This is a genomic window from Bacillus infantis (assembly GCF_020171945.1).
Classification (GTDB): Bacteria; Bacillota; Bacilli; order Bacillales; family Cytobacillaceae; genus Bacillus_AB; species Bacillus_AB infantis_A.
Genome location: NZ_JAIVAP010000029.1, coordinates 1 through 14,395, shown reverse-complemented (window position 1 = coordinate 14,395; position 14,395 = coordinate 1). Strand labels below are relative to the sequence as shown.

Sequence of the window (14,395 nt, the reverse complement as noted above, 5' to 3'; positions counted from 1 at the left end):
TTTCATAGCTTCCAAGCTGTTTTTCTATTGCGTCTGAACCTTTTTTATAAAAATGCGGTTATATTCGTTCAAGAGATGGTCAAGCTCCTGACTGTACTTAATCGCAGCAGTTGAATGCAGGCCATTTTTCATGGCGACTTGGATTAGTTCAGCCCGCTTATTCTCAATCAAAGACAGTAGTTCTTGTTTTCCTGCCACGGCTGATAGTCCTTTCCTGTGGATTTAAAAGAGGCCCCATTTTATTATTGTCATTATGTATGTTTCCAAATCAAATCCATGTAAAAACATGAAAGATTATAACAAATAATGTTAGTTACTCATACAGTATATCGAATAATGGTAATTAATTCAAAAGAAACTTTCCGGGATAAGCAAAAACATTATCAAAATTATAACATGTCCTTTACATGATTCTAATATAGTTATAGTAGGTCACAAAGTGTTCACAGGGTGTCCATTATCATTCTTGCCCGTATTTTGTTAAAATGGTAAAGAATAAAGGAAAAGTAGGTGTCTTGCATGACAGATGTCAATATATTCATCGCCCTTGGAGCGGGCTTCCTGAGCTTTATTTCTCCGTGCTGCCTGCCATTGTATCCCGCATTCTTATCATACATAACCGGCATGTCAGTGGGCGAGCTGAAAGAAGAAAACGCGATGCTGCAGAAGCGCAGCATGCTGCATACTCTTTTCTTCCTGCTCGGGTTCTGCATTATTTTTATTGCCCTCGGCTTTGGGGGATCTTTTATCGGAAGAATATTCAGCGATCATAATGATCTGATCAGGCAGATCGGCGCCATCTTCATCGTCATTTTCGGTTTGATGGTCGTCGGCGTTTTCAAACCGGAGGCGCTCATGAAGGAAAGGCGCCTGGAATTCAAGAACAGGCCTGGCGGCTACCTGGGTTCTGTCCTGATCGGTCTTGCATTTGCAGCAGGATGGACACCCTGCACAGGTCCGATCCTCATGTCCGTTTGGGCGCTCGCTGCCTCAAACCCGGGCTCAGGGCTTGTCTATATGATTGCCTATTCACTCGGATTTGCAATTCCATTCTTTGTTCTATCTTTCTTCATCGGCAAAATGCAATGGATCCGCCGCAATAACGTGAAAATCATGAAGATCGGCGGCTATGTGATGATTGTAATGGGTATTGTGCTGTTCTTCGACTGGATGACGCAGATCATTTCTATAATGACAGCTATGTTTGGCGGATTTAAAGGTTTCTAAAGGAAGGCCCGGCGAAAATGCCGGGTTTTCTTTTGTTTTCCCATAATTTACAACTTGAAAAATGAACAAAAAGCGAAATTTGTCGGATTGTTTGGATTGAATTCTCCCTCATATTCCGTTATATTGAAATATGTGCTCTTTTATCTAAAACTGTTTTTTGATGTGTGAAAATATAGAAAGATACATAATAATAGATTGATTTCTGTTGCAGTGTCGAGGGGGAACCAGCATGGCAAGAATATTAATTGTAGATGACGCAAAATTCATGAGACTTACCTTAACCGGCATCCTAAAGAAAGCCGAACATGAAATCGTCGGGGAGGCCGAAAACGGCCGCGAAGCAATTGACCTTTACCGCGAGCTCAAGCCGGAGCTTGTAACCATGGATATCACCATGCCGGAAATGAGCGGCCTTGAAGCCATGAAGGAAATCAAACAGGAATTTCCTGACGCCAAGGTAGTCATGTGTTCAGCGATGGGCCAGCAGAAGATGGTGGTCGAAGCCATCGAAGCCGGCGCCAAAGACTTTATCGTAAAGCCATTTGATGAAGGCCGCGTGCTCGACGCAGTCAACCGGGTCCTCAGCTGACCCAAAGCCATTTAAGCTCGCTTAAATGGCTTTTCTTTTTGCACCGATGCCCAAAGTCCCGAAAAATATTTTCTAAACAGAGGAATTTAGGATATAATATAATGGTAAATATTAAACATACAAAGGATGAATGCTATGAACATGGTTGTAGCTTCTTCGATCGGAGCCATCTGCATGGCTGTTTTTGTCATGTTCATCCGGATGCGGGCAGCCAAGAAACCTGCTTCAGCCAAAAAGATCATCTTGCCGCCGCTTTTCATGAGCACTGGCGCCCTGATGTTCGTCTTTCCGTACTTTCGCGTCACACCGCTTGAGATATTAGAAGCTGCCGGCGTCGGCATGCTGTTTTCAATCCTGTTGATCAAAACCTCGGCATTTGAAGTGCGTGATAATGATATTTTTTTAAAAAGATCAAAGGCCTTTGCCTTTATCCTGGTCGGCCTCCTTGTCGTCCGGATTGTGGCCAAGCTGATCCTCAGCTCAAGCATTGACGTCGGCCAGCTGAGCGGCATGTTCTGGATCCTCGCATTTGGCATGATCGTCCCTTGGCGGATCGCCATGTACCTGAACTACAAAAAGCTTTACAATGAGCTGAATGGCACGTCATTGAATACAAAAACAACCGTATAAACAGTGAAAAACATCGAATTCGTTTTCGGTGTTTTTTTTATAAAATAAGAAAGTATATTTTTTATCTTCGATTACTGTCTAGCTCCAGCGCCTACCCCCTCGAGGTCACAAGCCAATCCTCCCAAAAAGGCAAAGAACGCCTTTCCGGGAGGATCGTCTTGAGGCCCCCATGATGGGGGTCATGCAGACGTTGCCACAGGACGTGGCGTTCTTAGACTGCGTTCCTTAAAGGTGACCAAGGCGCTTGCGCTTTTCTTATGAAAAAAAACCACTCCACGTACAGCGGAATGGTTTCTAGAATAAATGCTCATAAGGAGCCATATCAATTTGTCTTTCAGTCAGTTTGCGGCGCAGGAATTTATGGTCACGCTTTGGAGTCGCCTGAATATAACCGCGGATGATAAGATCCTCAGTAATGCGCTTCGCCTTTTCATTCAAAGCCAGCTCGCCGATCTTTCCGGCAATCTTCTGCCGCGCCACATCGCGGAATAGCTCAGGCACTGGGCTCACCAAATCCTCCAGCAGCACCTTTTGATCCTGGGCCCACAAGCTCCGCGTCTGATCCACATAATGCTCTTCCCAATCAAGGATCGACTTGCCATCCTCTTTCGGCATCCGCTTCAAAAACTTCCGGAACATAAAAAAGCCGCCGATCGCAAACAGTGATACCAGCACAACCACCCAAAACAAAATAAACACTAAAAACCAGCCAGTAAGCTCTGTTGTCATTCTATTCACCTACATTACATTAACTTATTTAATTTTATTATAAGCATATGACGGGAAGGAGACAAGCCGAATCCTGCATAAAAAGTGAAACATAGGGGAAATGGCCAAGCCATTTAAACTTGTTTAATGGTACAATAAGGAAAAAGAGGAGGGGACATAATGGAAAGCAGAAACAGTCTGCAGCAGGAAAAAGAAAAGCTCCAAAAACAAAAGGATGGGTTATTATTACAGATTTTCCTGCGCTTCGCTCTTCTCGTTGCAGCAGGTATCGCCTACGGTCTCTTTATGAGCTTTTTCAGCCCTATTGAAGGAGCCGTCGAAACCATCATCTTCTTTGTCCTCGCCGCACTGGCTGTTTTTCTATGGATCCGATTCATGGTGCAGCTTTTCCGGGTATACAAGGTGCAATTTGAAATCAATAAGAACAATAAAAAGCTGCTGAAAAAGATTGCGGAAGAAGATCAAGTGCATAATAAAGGCAAAGGAACCGGCAGCTGGAGCTAAAGGCTTGATAAGTCTGCTTAAATCCGGCATAATATCATTATTGCCAAATAGCAAAAGCAGCACATTACTGCTTTTATCCACGGGGCTGAATGGGGTACTGGTGTCCCTCACGGTCTTCAAAACCGCTCGTGACCTGCGTGCCAGGTCAGCTGGGTTCGATTCCCAGGCGGTCCCGCCATAATATACATATTAGTGCCGTACAGTGGTAGGACTGTGCGGTTTTTTGAGTTAGAGTAAGTAGGGGCAGTCACCTGATTAGATGCTGCCTCCTGGTTTTCAATTAAAGCCTTCCTCTTGGGTACGGAAGTTATCCAAGCAGATATTCCCTTTTCTACTATTCTTTTTCTATTTTCCAATCACTATGCTTTTTAGCATACTCACGACAAGCTGTTGCTTTGCATGGGAAGGTCTTCGACAACATCAAATTGTTTCTTGCTGAATACCCGATATAGAGTCCAAACTCGTTTCTTATTAGCTTCCTTTCAATAATGCCATTTGCGGCAAGGTAAAGGGATTTGCTAAAATTGGCTAATATAACAAAGAAAATTCCCTTTGTAATAAATCGGAGTGGGTTATAAACTTTTATAGAAATGATAGATTGGAAATTTTAAAAATTCCTCTTTATCTTTTTCTTTAAAAGTATTAAATACACGCTGGGCTTTAATTTTATTTTTTAACAAAACTTCAGTTGCAAATCGTAATTTTATGTCCTCATTTTTCTCTGCCCTCTCTTGAATGTCCGTTACCTCAGATTGTTCTGATTCTAACAATTCCCCTTGTCTTTTAAGGGTTATTAGAAAAATATTAATCTTAGCAATCTCATTTTTCGGAAACTTCTCTAAGTATCTTTTATTCAGTTCAAGAGCAAAATCTAAATACTTTTCATCTAAAGTTGAATCATAATAATTTACATAGTTCAATGAAACATTAATTGTCAGGTCCGCTTCTATATCATGGTAGGCATCTGTGAAAGATAATTTAACTATATCGAAATTAAAATTTGTATCATTTTTAATTTTTTCGATATCTTGTGATGAAAAAATACTTACTTTTTGGTAGTATTTCTCCCAATTCTTCGGGAAATCCTTAGGCATCTCCTTATCTAAAGAATTATCCTTCTCATCAACCTTAGGAATTAATCCACCAACTGTTTTCAATACTGTTTCGCTATAAAAGTTACTGAATTTTCCATCTAAGTACACTAGCCTTAGATTAACAAATTTCGAAAGTTCTACATGTACTAACATTTTACCTTCAAGTTTACTTAGTGGCATACTCAGTAAATGATGCTTATTATACTTGAATATATCGATTATTGTTGTGAACAAGCAATTTATATCTTCTTCGTCGTTAAAAATATAATGCTCGCTTATACCAATTTGGCGGCATACCTCAATTAATTCTCGATATGATTTAATGTCTTCTTCAATATCTTTAAATTTATTTATCTGGTCTATTGTTGCTTCAATTGGTAGGCTTTCAAGAGGCAACTTGTTGTATTCCATTAAAAAACTTATTATTTGTAAGCATTTAATGTAGGACCCTAATGTTTTCACTCTTCCAAGTTTTAAATCACCCTTTTTCTTATGTGTATCTATTTTAATAGTTAAAGTATTTTCAATTACGATTGTAATATCTTTCTGACTATTGGTGACTTCGTAATAAACTTCTATTTTGTCGTCATTTATATTAAGAATTTCAGTTTTTCTTTTTCTTAATTCGGAAATTTTAACTGCCTCTATGGGCATTTCTATATGGTCTGATGATACTCCATAAATGTAAGCTGTTTCTTCGAATAAGTTGAATGAGTCTCCCTTTACATCAACAAAATTAACTTTATACTGTGTAAATTCCTTATCTCTTGAAGCTTCTATATAGTGTTTCGGCTGTTTTTCCACCAAGTTAATAAAGGTTCTACAGATTCCTTCCAAATTACCGTTTTCTAACTTTTTAAAATGCAGACTGATAGAATCCTGCTTTTTGGCAGCCAGCTGAGATAAAAGACCTTTTAGTTCTAAAGGAGCCAATATATGATAATATGCTTGCCTGACATAAGTAACAGGGTTAACTGTTACGACAAAATATAACACTCCCCCACCATTGTAATAAACTTCTATGTCTTTCTTTTGCACCGGATGACTAATTTTCTCCTTTTGAAAAATTGTTTTTTCAATTGTTGTACCTTTAACCTGAACTGGAACCTTATTAACTAAATTAACTTTTTCTATTTTTGATTGATTATAAACCTCAATGTCACCATCGTATGAAACTCCCTTATCATTCAATGAAATATTGCTAATCAGACGAAATGGAGGTTGCAATATTAAACGGTTCACTTCTAAAACTGCTAAGTGCTCTATTATTGTGCTATCTACTAAAACTTTTTTATCTTGCACTTTCTTTTTTCTAATCATTATAAATTTTCTCCTTAGTTATTAACTGCAACAATTGTTTAAAAAGGGATTTAATTGTTATTCTTTAAAAACCACATTTCAAAAACTATTATGGAACATACGGAGTCTCATAAGTTCTGATGTCTTTTGATTCTCTTGTATTTTATGGTGATCTTCCATTTCGCAGTTACGGTCATTGATTATTTTGTCACCAATCCCTAATAGACTATCAAAATCATATAGGTTGGTTCTACCACTTTTTGTATTAGTTAAATAGCCTTTTGTTTCAGATTATTAACTATATTATTTAAAGCTTGATGTGATAAGGACATAACTCTTGCTAGCATTGGTAACTCGTGTAAAGTAAAAGTGGTTGTTTGAATTGATATGGCTCTAACATAGAAAGCAGATTTATTTCATTTGTGCCAAATGATTCAATGCTTATATATCTTCTCCCACTAATTCTAATTCAAAAGTAGAATGTTCAATTCTTTTAATCTCATTAATTACTTCGCTTAAAAGTCCTTTTAACATATCCAAATCCATATTCTATTATCCATCCTTTTCCTTTTAGATAAATGTATCATAAGTGCATGACAGGTAGTTAGAGAGTTGGGACACTATTATATTTAATTGCTAGGTGAAAATTTTTACAAATTAAATCTAAAAATTTCTACAATTTTTTTGTGTCCCGATTCCTATAATGTTTTTGGCATTTTTAAATCTCCGAAAGTTGACGGTATTGTCTGACCCCACATCCATTAAAGTTTTAAAATGTGTGGGATTAGGCACCATTCTTCCGGTTGATTGAGCGTCTTGACCTGCCGAAAATACATAACGGTATTCAAAACCGCTCGTGACCCGCATGCCAGCTCAGTTGGGATTGATTGATTCCTAGTCGATTACGCCTAATATTCATATTAGTGCCGTACATTGATTGAGACTGTGTGGATTTTGTTTGTTGTTTTGCTTTGTGTTGGCATCGGCTCCTAGGCTTTAAAAAATTAAAAAAGAAAAAAAGGTATACTACAGATGTTTTATGGTAAAATTTGGTTTGGGTGAATAATTTATATTAGTTAATTTTTTCTTTAAATTGAAAAAGCATTAATTAAAATGTATATGGAAGGTTGAGATTTTATTGTTTTGGATGATAGTTTCAGGAATTATTGTGTTAATAGGTTTGGTTTTTCTTTTTTCCAAAAATAAAAACAAACAAATTGAATCGGGGTTTTCAATAAGTTTCATTACTACAGGAATGGCTTTAATTACAGGTTCTTTTGGGACATTCCTTGATATGGTGTTTGGTTTATTAACTGGGGAATCAGTCACCAATAATATCCTGCAATTAATTACTGGGTTTATTCTGATATTTATTGGACTTTGGATGAGACAGTACATCAAAAACAAATTAAGCATTTTAAATTTGCTTGGTGTCAAAGAAAGAAGGATTGAGGAGCACAGGAGTGATGTGGGATTTAATCAATTTGAGTTTAAAGAAAGAGAAATTGATTTAGGTAGATATGTGAAAAAGATGAATCAGAGCAGGTACGACGAAGCTACTGAACTGATCAAACTTAAAATGCAATCTTTTTATGCTGAAAATAAAGAAGTCAAAAAAGGATATACCGGGACAGCTCCTATTCCACTTACTCTGTATGCCGGATATTGTGATAAGGGTTCACCTACTACAGATTTCTTTGAATACCATAAATTAAATAGTAAATATATGAAACTTGGAAAATCAAAGAAACATATATTTTCTAAAAAAAGGGCTTATGAAGAGTTAAAGCTTAAACAACAATTAACGGCCATAAGCCATATTGATACAGCATCAGAGGTGGTATTGGGTGTGAGTATTACTATGGAAGTTAAAACTAATCAGGTCCAACAATTTAATGCACCGTTTGTAGAACTTTCGATTGCTACCCCAAAACAAAATGCCATTATTTACGAAGATCAGATTCAAGATTATAAAACAGTCATCTTCAAAACACTAATAGAACTTAGCGCGAAACCGAATATTAAAAGAATCCATTTATTGTTGTCATGCCAAAGTAGCTTGGTTTTTGAATTAGGAAAGATTTTAACAACGGATACGTATATGAAAGAAGTTATTAATTACAATTATGTAATTGGTTCAACTCCTTGTTATAACTGGGGAATTTCTTTTAATAGTCAAGGAACAACATTTCTACAATGCTAAGTGGGGGTATAATGAATGAGCACATTAACTATGTTCGATTTAAGAGCTAAATTTAATTCATTTTATACAGATTGTGTAAAGCTTTCGGATGCTGAAATTTACTCGCTTAGAGAGAAAAAAAGATTGAATGTTGATAGGTTAAAAGAAGGCTTATCGGAATATAACTCGGAACATAACACTAACTATAGAATTGTCGAAGATATCGAGCAGGGGAGTGTGGCAATGAGAACCGTTACCCAGCACGATAAGAAAGAGTATGACATTGATGTAGCTGTAGTATTTGAGGCAACAGATATTCCTGAAAACCCCAGAGACGTAAAGGCTATTGTAGAAGATGCTTTACAAAGGAAATGCACTAGATTTAAAGCTGCTCCAAAAGCAAAAACAAATGCTGTTACGGTTGAGTACGCTTCTGGTTATCATATTGACTTCGCTATATATAGAAGAAAACCGGGCTTATATGGTGGGAATGTGTATGAACATTGCGGTAGCGAATGGAGAGAAAGAGATCCAAGGGCAATAAACAGTTGGTTCAAAGGAAGGAACGATGATTCTAATAACAATATTAGAAAGGTTGTGAGAATCTTAAAGATGTTTTGTAAGTCAAATTCTGGTTGGCTAATGCCTGGAGGTTTAGTACAATCAATTCTGGTTGCAGAACAAGTACAAAATCGTGAGCGGTTGGATGAAATGTTCTATGAAACCATTAAAGCTATAAAGAATAGGTTGAATTATTATAGAGATGTCTGCAATCCGACACTGGGCCAATCAATCCTTTATAACAAAAAGGATGAACAGAAGGTTAACAACCTTTACAAACGACTTGAGTCCGGAATAGATAAATTGCAAATTCTTTTCCAAGATGATTGCAATGAAGAAGATGCTATGAACGCTTGGAAAGGCTTTTTCAACCATTCTTTTTGGGGAACGGATATTCAAAAATCTACTGCATATGCTATGTTGGAATCCAAGAATACTCCGTTGATTGGATTAAATATAAATGTCTATATTACCGATAGGGTAGTGGTTCCTTTTAATGAATTTGGGGGTAGAATACCGAAAGGTTCTACAATAAGGTTTAGTGCTGAACCTCGAGTGCCTTATACAAAGGTAGAATGGGTAGTACACAATTATGGAGATGAAGCAGAAGCGGATACGTACCATAAAAAAGAAGGTAAATCGGTAGTGGAGACCACCAAATACAGAGGTGATCACACTATGACGTGTAGAATATATGAAGGTGAGAGAATTGTTGCTCAAGAAGTAATATTAGTAAGTGTTAGATAAAAGCCGGTCATTATTTTCAGAAAATAGGTGCCTGACCCCACTTTCTTTAGATTTTTAAAGTGTTCGGGGCCAGGTACTATTCTTAAATTAGATATCTGGAGTGATAAACTTGAAAGAAATGAAACTTGAAGTATGGAGACCTCATAATAATATAGTGGGTGAAATGGAGTACGTCGAAATTATTTTATCTAATCATCTTACATTAATCTTTGAGGACATAAAAGGAACTAAGATAAAGTTTATATATGATCAAAACATTAATGGAAGGGTGGTTTGGGCAAGCCGCTTTACTGATGATTTTACAAGAGGGGACATTTCTCATCTTACTGCAGATGCAAGAGAAAGGGGATTAGGTTCCCGCACATCTCCTTGGTCATTGTATAAAGCGGTGGAGAACTCCGACTTTTTGCAGTGGTATGATACCTTACCTGGTCCAGGAAGTAAGGAGTATCCGCATATTCAGAATCATATGTTTGTTACGTCAGAAATTATTTACGAGATTTTAAGTGAGTATGAACCTAAAATAGAGATTAGCTAGGGGACCTGCCTCTGTGGAGCAAGAAAGATTTTTCTCACACCATGTCCATTTCCTCTTCAAATCCATATATAAGAGATGAACAAACATATAGGAGTGAATAGGAATGCATATGCAGATCAAAGGGTGGACTCAGTTCAAAAGTCTGGTTCGGTGGAGTGTTGTGTATCATCATGTGGTGGTCTTGTGGTTATACATGCTGCTGAGGAGTGATGCGATGTTGAAGGAGGGAGTGGCTTGCGGAGGGATTATGCTTAATTCTAAGCAGTTTATCCGTTCTATTCAATTATTACGGGAGGACCTGTGGTTTTTTTACTTGAAGAAGATGGATCTATATATTCATGCACGGATTCAGCATTCGATAAAGCTGCGGAAAAAGCCTGGTCTGTTTACGGCGGAGCTGTTTCCGCATGGTTTTTTATTTACGTCCCCTGGTGTGGGGGAGTCTTTGTATATGGTCAAAAGCTGGCTGAAACGAAAGAGCCAAGTACAGCCGGGGAACAGCTTAAAAACAGACAGAGCCCTTTTTTTTCGCCTGAAAGTGAATCGGTCATGAAGGACTCGTGAATCGAACCTGAATACACAATAGAGAAAAGAAATAAAGAAAGAATAGAAAGAATAAAAACAACAACAACAGCATCTCTGAAGAAGTCCTGAGAGCAAAAATCGCTGCTGTTGCTGACCACTCATGAGTGATGAGGGGCAAAAACTTTTTCCTAACAACAATGGAGTTGACAGTCATTGAACAGGATCTGTCAGCTGCTATATTCAACTGAGCACCTGACAGCATTTATGGACTAACAGTGAAGGAACAGAGCGAGATACGTTACCGTGCATCATTACACTTTGATAAATACGCTGTTGCTCAACCTTAATTTAAATTGATCCTTCCTTTACTGATATAATCAAAAAAAATAAACCCGCCTACACTGAAGGCGAGTTCACTTTCTGTATGGTATGCTCAGAACGATCTTGCGATTACATTTGCTGCACTCTTAACCTCCACCATCCGATTGAAACCGCAATAATGGAAAATGAGCATGTGATTGTGAGTACAGTAGCTCCTTCGAATTTTAATAAAAGAACTCCTCCCAATAAAACACCAATTGGCTGCGCTATAGTTGCTTCTGAAGATAATACCCCCATTGCGCTTCCCAAAATGTTAACTGGTATCGCTTCCTGCAGAGTTGTTTGAAAGATGATCGTTATGGGTGCCGCGAGCAATCCAAATAGGCCGAAAGCTATTAAACTGAATACGATTGAGTCTAAGAAATAGCCGCCCATGATGGCCGCTAGTGCTGATCCTATGTATAAAAATATAGAGGTATTAAAATTTATGTGTTTAAATTTGTAGGTTAAAGCTGCCCCTATCAAGGTGCCAGCGCCAATTGCAGTGAAGCACAATCCTAAAGCAGCTGAGCCATTAATTTTCAGATCAGAAAATAGAGTTGGCAAAAGAACATCCATGATCATAACGAATGACATATTCGTAAATACAGCTGAAGAAATAGCAATGAAAATCCATTTTTGTTCTTTCAGATCTCTGACAGTTGTCTTAAAGGCAGTCATCACACTATTATTTTGATGCGAGGTGTGAGGAATCTTTACTTTAACTAACAGAACGATATAGCAAAGGACAGAAAGAAATGACAGGATCACAGCCGCAATCATGGATAAGGTAAAACCGCCTGTCAGAAGAAGTATCCCGGCTGCGCTGATTCCCAGTAAATTGGTCACTTGTGTGACAACAGTTATCACACTATTTACGGACTTTAATTCCCCAGGATTGCACAATAACGGAACCAGAGTCCTTTCTAAGGGAGTGAGAACAGCGGATGAGATCCCTATGAATATTACGACTCCAGCATATATCCAATAATTAGCCCCAGATGGATCAATTTTTAACCATCCCACCACCAGCAAAAGCAAAAGAGAAAAAAGATGCCAGATGCTTGACCACAGTCCTAAAGGTATTTTTTTCATACGGTCAATGGCAATTCCGCTTAAAGTAGTTAATAAAATGCCCGGTATGTAACGGAAAGCCATGAGTGATCCAAATACCAAAGGAGAATTAGTGATATTAGTGAAATACCAAGCTAGTGTTAAGAAAACAATGCTCGATTGCAAGGACTGAGTCCCTAAAGCAATTACTATTATGCTTACTCTCTTATTCATACGCCTTTACACCTTGTTTCAAATCCTTCATAAAGCTCCAGTCAAACGCTGAGTTGGATAATGCATTAAACTTATATTGCTCTCCCAAATACAATCACCAGCCTTGTTGAAACTCTCCATTATTATGTGGATTATTTTTCCTACTAACCAATCTTACTTTAAATTTACTTTTTATGGTATTGGGAAAATGATTAAGTAGTTCATTACTCCGTATGAAATAATCTAAATGAACAAGTGATTTTTATCTGGAATAGTTCTTTAACCGAAGTTAACCGCACACAAAGTAAAAAAAACCTGTTAATTGGAGTGCAAGGCACGCAGACTCCAGCGGGAAAGCAGCGGCAATGCTGAGACCCCGCAGCGCGCAGCGGGAGGAGGCTCAGCGTCGCCCCGCGGAAAGCGAAGTGCCTGGAACGGAAATTAACAGCCCCATATTATGGCCACCTTTTGGCTATCTTTAATGCTCAAAATTTCCTTTTGATGCTATAATTTATGTGAAGTAATTCACATAAAAAAGGGGGGTTATTTTGTGCTAACTTTCAAGTTTAAGACTGCATTATATGCTTCTTTAATTTTTACAATTGGTTTCTGGGTGTTAGGATTGATTCAGGATGGGGAGAATTTATTTTCCTTTGGTATGGTAATTTTCCTATACTGTCTATTTGGAAATGTGATTTATGGAGTTCCTGTTTCACTGCTATCCGACTATCTAACAAAAAGTTTAACCAAATGGAGGTTTGCCGAAGCGGGACTTATACATACGTTTTTTGGAGCGTTAACTTATCTTATAATGGATAGCTTTGCTTTATTTGCTGTTTTGGCATCAGTATTTTTCTTTATAGTGGATGAGTGGAGGAAATGGGATCGGCAAATGCCTGTTGGAAAAATAGCTGTAATAAATGCCACTGCATTCCTATTGCCTGGTTTGCTGCTGATGGGGCTTATCTGGATGCAGGAGAAAGCCGAAATGGAAGAAAAGACAAATGATCTGTATTTAATACCGAAAGGATATGTTGGCCAAGTAACAATTTTGCATGAGTTTGAGTATGCCCCAGAAACAGTAACAGAAGGGGTGTATGATGTGTTCAGCGTAAACAATAAAGGATATGCTGTAACCGCTTTGCCGCCAAGCGAGGGTTTGATTGAGGACTTATACTATTATGTTGATGAAAAGGGAAAACGTGAAGAAATTCCTAAGAGGTGCATCGAGTCTGGTGGAATTGGTTCAACAATGGGGGAAGGATATGAGTATTCATATACCCATTTTACTGTTGGATGTAATGAAGATATTAAGCCAGAAAAAATTTACTATTTCAAAGAAGGACCATCTGTTGAAGACATCCTTTATGAAGAAGGCGTTTTTAATATGGAAGAATATTAATTCATACCGAAGGAGAAAAATAATAAGGAGAGCTGGGAGTTCCCTTATCTATAAGTATATGATGTACCTGCGGCGACTACTGCAGCTGCGTAAGAGCACTTTATATTCCTAATATTAGGTTGCTTGCGCAGCCTTTTTTTTGTGCCGATTTCATAGTTCTGAAGGGATGCTCTTAAGCTAACGGGTGCTTACGTTTCAGATCAGCTTCCAAACCAGGGGAATTTTTTTATTTCATAAAAGGGACAGGTTAGTGTTATAAGGCTTAAATTTTAAATAAATATTAAGCCGAGTATTTAAACCAATTAAAGATTAGAAAAGAAAATATATAGAAAACCTACCGAGAGTACTGAGTGTAAAGATGCTTTTTTGTAAGAGTTGGCTCTAAAGTATTCATAACCAAGTATCCCATTGTATATAGAGATAATTATATAACAAAAGAATAAAGCAATATTAAACTTTCCCATCATTAGCGAGATTGTAACTAGTATTATTAAAACCAAGCCTATGATTTTTTTGACTACCTGAAATGTCTTGTGCAAAATATTCACCTCAATACCAGTCTAATTACAATATATAAAATTGTATATAGAAAAATAACTCATTTTTCGCCTTAGTATTTATAATGTAATCGTCAACCCAAAAGTTGACCATGTCGCTCATATAAAAGTTGACCACCCTCTTGTTATTTCGAGTACGTCTCTTTGAGACGATAGCTTTCTCCATTCATAGGGATGATATGGGC

Annotated in this window: 13 protein-coding genes and 1 tRNA gene; 10 read left to right on the top strand and 4 right to left on the bottom strand. The window is 37.7% G+C overall.

Going from position 1 to position 14,395, the window contains the following annotated elements; genetic code table 11:
* Nucleotides 1–24 precede the first annotated feature (24 nt).
* Complete coding sequence (locus LCM00_RS23320; protein WP_009790949.1) at nt 25–198, bottom strand: aspartyl-phosphate phosphatase Spo0E family protein; 174 nt, start codon at nt 196–198, stop codon at nt 25–27.
* 321 nt (nt 199–519) lie between these two features.
* On the opposite strand from LCM00_RS23320, the gene LCM00_RS23315 reads away from it, so the two are divergent.
* The 3 genes from LCM00_RS23315 (at nt 520) to LCM00_RS23305 (ending at nt 2,446) form a co-directional block, all read left to right on the top strand.
* Nucleotides 520–1,227, top strand: a complete 708-nt coding sequence (locus tag LCM00_RS23315; protein WP_009790950.1) for a cytochrome c biogenesis CcdA family protein — start codon at nt 520–522, stop codon at nt 1,225–1,227.
* A gap of 229 nt (nt 1,228–1,456) precedes the next feature.
* Entirely contained in the window at nt 1,457–1,816 is a 360-nt protein-coding gene (locus tag LCM00_RS23310) for a response regulator (RefSeq protein WP_009790952.1), read from the top strand.
* 135 nt (nt 1,817–1,951) lie between these two features.
* On the top strand, nt 1,952–2,446 hold the full coding sequence (locus tag LCM00_RS23305; protein ID WP_224906504.1) for a CcdC family protein: 495 nt from the start codon (nt 1,952–1,954) through the stop codon (nt 2,444–2,446).
* A gap of 294 nt (nt 2,447–2,740) precedes the next feature.
* On the opposite strand, the gene LCM00_RS23300 is transcribed toward LCM00_RS23305, so the two are convergent.
* Nucleotides 2,741–3,175, bottom strand: coding sequence for a DUF2621 domain-containing protein (locus LCM00_RS23300; protein ID WP_148950285.1), 435 nt, complete (start codon nt 3,173–3,175; stop codon nt 2,741–2,743).
* Nucleotides 3,176–3,334: 159 nt separating this feature from the next.
* Between LCM00_RS23300 and LCM00_RS23295 the strand changes: the two genes are divergently transcribed.
* A complete protein-coding gene (locus LCM00_RS23295) occupies nt 3,335–3,679 on the top strand; it encodes a hypothetical protein (RefSeq protein WP_224906502.1) in 345 nt (114 codons plus the stop codon).
* A gap of 81 nt (nt 3,680–3,760) precedes the next feature.
* A tRNA-Sec gene (locus tag LCM00_RS23290) sits at nt 3,761–3,857 on the top strand.
* A gap of 394 nt (nt 3,858–4,251) precedes the next feature.
* Here LCM00_RS23290 and LCM00_RS23285 read toward each other — a convergent pair.
* Nucleotides 4,252–6,093, bottom strand: coding sequence for a DUF4365 domain-containing protein (locus tag LCM00_RS23285; protein WP_224906500.1), 1,842 nt, complete (start codon nt 6,091–6,093; stop codon nt 4,252–4,254).
* A gap of 1,126 nt (nt 6,094–7,219) precedes the next feature.
* Here LCM00_RS23285 and LCM00_RS23280 point away from each other — a divergent pair.
* The 4 genes from LCM00_RS23280 (at nt 7,220) to LCM00_RS23265 (ending at nt 10,664) form a co-directional block, all read left to right on the top strand.
* A complete protein-coding gene (locus tag LCM00_RS23280) occupies nt 7,220–8,275 on the top strand; it encodes an SAVED domain-containing protein (protein WP_224906559.1) in 1,056 nt (351 codons plus the stop codon).
* Nucleotides 8,276–8,290: 15 nt separating this feature from the next.
* Complete coding sequence (locus LCM00_RS23275; protein WP_224906499.1) at nt 8,291–9,562, top strand: nucleotidyltransferase; 1,272 nt, start codon at nt 8,291–8,293, stop codon at nt 9,560–9,562.
* 109 nt (nt 9,563–9,671) lie between these two features.
* Nucleotides 9,672–10,100, top strand: coding sequence for a hypothetical protein (locus tag LCM00_RS23270; protein WP_224906498.1), 429 nt, complete (start codon nt 9,672–9,674; stop codon nt 10,098–10,100).
* A gap of 300 nt (nt 10,101–10,400) precedes the next feature.
* On the top strand, nt 10,401–10,664 hold the full coding sequence (locus LCM00_RS23265) for a hypothetical protein (protein ID WP_224906496.1): 264 nt from the start codon (nt 10,401–10,403) through the stop codon (nt 10,662–10,664).
* 411 nt (nt 10,665–11,075) lie between these two features.
* On the opposite strand, the gene LCM00_RS23260 is transcribed toward LCM00_RS23265, so the two are convergent.
* Nucleotides 11,076–12,272: an MFS transporter gene (locus LCM00_RS23260; protein ID WP_224906494.1), complete on the bottom strand. Its 1,197-nt coding sequence runs from the start codon at nt 12,270–12,272 to the stop codon at nt 11,076–11,078.
* A gap of 529 nt (nt 12,273–12,801) precedes the next feature.
* On the opposite strand from LCM00_RS23260, the gene LCM00_RS23255 reads away from it, so the two are divergent.
* Nucleotides 12,802–13,653, top strand: a complete 852-nt coding sequence (locus LCM00_RS23255) for a DUF6843 domain-containing protein (protein WP_224906492.1) — start codon at nt 12,802–12,804, stop codon at nt 13,651–13,653.
* The last annotated feature ends 742 nt before the right edge of the window (nt 13,654–14,395 follow it).